Origin of the sequence: Grylomicrobium aquisgranense, assembly GCF_033971865.1 — a bacterium.
In the GTDB taxonomy this organism is placed as follows: Bacteria; Bacillota_I; Bacilli_A; order Erysipelotrichales; family Erysipelotrichaceae; genus Bulleidia; species Bulleidia massiliensis.
This window is the reverse complement of sequence record NZ_JALBUR010000069.1, coordinates 1-2,376: the sequence shown is the minus strand read 5'-3', so window position 1 is coordinate 2,376 and position 2,376 is coordinate 1. Positions and strand designations below refer to the sequence as shown.

2 protein-coding genes are annotated in these 2,376 nt (G+C 44.2%); both read right to left on the bottom strand.

Going from position 1 to position 2,376, the window contains the following annotated elements; genetic code table 11:
• Positions 1-121: 121 nt before the first annotated feature.
• On the bottom strand, positions 122-913 hold the full coding sequence (locus MOZ60_RS11420; protein WP_370596774.1) for an ATP-binding protein: 792 nt from the start codon (positions 911-913) through the stop codon (positions 122-124).
• The gene (gene istA / locus MOZ60_RS11415) at positions 906-2,162 is read right to left on the bottom strand and encodes an IS21 family transposase (RefSeq protein ID WP_370596775.1); all 1,257 of its coding nucleotides are present in this window, start codon (positions 2,160-2,162) and stop codon (positions 906-908) included. The genes MOZ60_RS11420 and istA overlap by 8 nt, the downstream gene beginning before the upstream one ends.
• Positions 2,163-2,376: the final 214 nt, after the last annotated feature.

Below are 2,376 nucleotides of genomic sequence, written 5' to 3'. Positions count from 1 at the left end.
TGTTAGAGCCGGGCGGAATGGGCCATTTTGCGCCGGGAGAAAACGGCCAATTTCAGCCGAAAGAAAAGGGCCAATACGCCAAGCCCATTCATTTCAAATGTCTAATTCTGTAAATTGTTAATCAATTTGCTTCGATCGCAATGGTTTGAAGTTTCTGACCACGATAACTGATTCCCTTCATCATATAGACAATCGCATTATCGAAGATACGGTCTAGAGTACAAAGGGTGGTCTCTTTCTCCTGAAAGTATGATCCCCATGTGTCCGGTGTCTGATTACTGGTAAGAATCAGGCAATGTGGACCATCTTTATTCGTTCTTCGGTTGATGATGTCAAAGAATAACCTTGTATTCTCTAAATCAAATGTACAATGGCCGATCTCATCAATGATCAGACAAGACGGTTTTACAAGTCCATTGATCGCTGAGGATACCCGGTCTGCCTTTCTTGCCTGGATCAGCTTCTCATTTAGTTCTGAAGCTGTCAGAAAATATGTCTTGATTCCCAGTTCACAGCACCTGTGACCGAACGCCATTGCCAGGTGTGTCTTTCCAAGACCTGGTGATCCAATAAAGGCAAGAGTCTGATGCTCATAGAGTGGCGCCAGATTACTCAATACCTTCAGCTTATCTACATCCGGTCCGTTCAGTCGTGAAAAATCAAAGTTCTCGAATGTTTTCGGATTCACCTTTGGAAGCCTGCTCAGTTTCAGACACGTTTCCACAATTGATTCCTTCTTCAGCTGTGCTATGTAATCGAGGAGATCCCTGATCTTACTGATATCCTGCTCGCTGAAGTGCTGCTTATCCGCTATTACCGCGAAACTGTCTTTATCAAGCGGAAGATTCAGAAACTTCGCATCTAATTCAATCTGATCATATGCCGTTTCAGGCGCCTTGGAAGCTTCAGTCATTCCAGTGCACCTTCTTTCCAAAATCAAACTTTTCAAAGCCGATTTCCGGAACTTCTTCGTGCTGATGAAGAACTGCCTTTACCGGTGCGGTAGGCTGTTCTTCTGGTTCATCGGAATACTGATCAATACAGAACGAATCCTTCCGACTCCATGTGACACTATGGGTTGTCAGAACCTTATTAAGATCCTTGTCATAGATTCTGATATAAAATCCGTCTCTTTCAATCCTGCATGTTTTCTCACAATAATACCGTGGAACACCGAAACGCCTGCCTTCATAATTGACGAATCCATCAAAGGTAATCTTTCTTAAAGGTGCGAGATATTTACGCATATCCAGTGTCAGGGTAAACATTCTGGTGACTTTACAGCATTCTTCTTTATGTTTGTCTGCCGGAATACAGTCCACTGCTTTATGATACTTGCCGTTCTGTTCATTACACCATTTAAGAGCCTCAATGTTCAGATCGGTGATATTACCGAATGTCCTGCCAACGACAAAGTTCTCCTTAACGAAACGAATCAACCGTTCTACCTGTCCTTTGGTAAAAGGATGCCTGGCTTTACATAACTTTGTCTTAAAGCCTACATCCTTCATGAAAACGGCATAATCCTTCTGCCAGATCGGTTTGCCATCCGCATCACGGCCAGTAGTGACACTCTTCATGTTATCCGTCAGTACAGTCTGCGGGACACCCATATAAATGAACGCATGAATCATTCCGATGAACAGCCTCTCTTGTCTGGCATTCGGGAAGAACTCAACATATCTTTCACCGCAATGATGGCAGATCATCGCAAAGCAGGCTACTTTATATTCCTGTCCACGCTCGTTGGCAACTTTCACAAAGCCCCAGTCCATCTGATAACATTCACCAGGTCCTGTACTGTAACGCCTGCCTCTGTTTCCCTGTGAACTGACAATTTCTCTCTTGGCAGGTACTAAATCGCGATGTTTGGCAATGTAGTCTTTCACCATTGAAACGCCGCCGGAATACCCTTGACTACAAATTCGGTCATAGATCACTTCTGAATTCGTTACATTACTTTTCAGAAGATTATCTACAACGCCGGTATATCCGGTCATGACTGTTTCGGAAGCTTTCCGTCCCTTATTCCCGTTCGGAAGCACCTTAAACCCGTTTTTCTGGATTCGGCGAAGCCTATGCCTCGGAATGTTTGTAAGTCTTCCAAGTTCCGCCAGATTTACATGTTCAATATCGAATTTGGATCCTTCTTCGGCTTTCATAGCCGCTAAGGCCTGTGATAATATTTCTTCTAGGTCACTGTTTGTTTTCAAAATTTCTCCTTTGCTTGGCGTGTTGGTCCACTCCAATTGTAAGAAGGAACTGATGGAACGGCCAGTGGCCGTTTTCTTTCGGCAAATCAGTGGCCGTTTTCTCCCGGCGGATATTGGCCGTTTTCTCTCGTCACTTTTTGGCCATTTTCACCCGACGCTAACA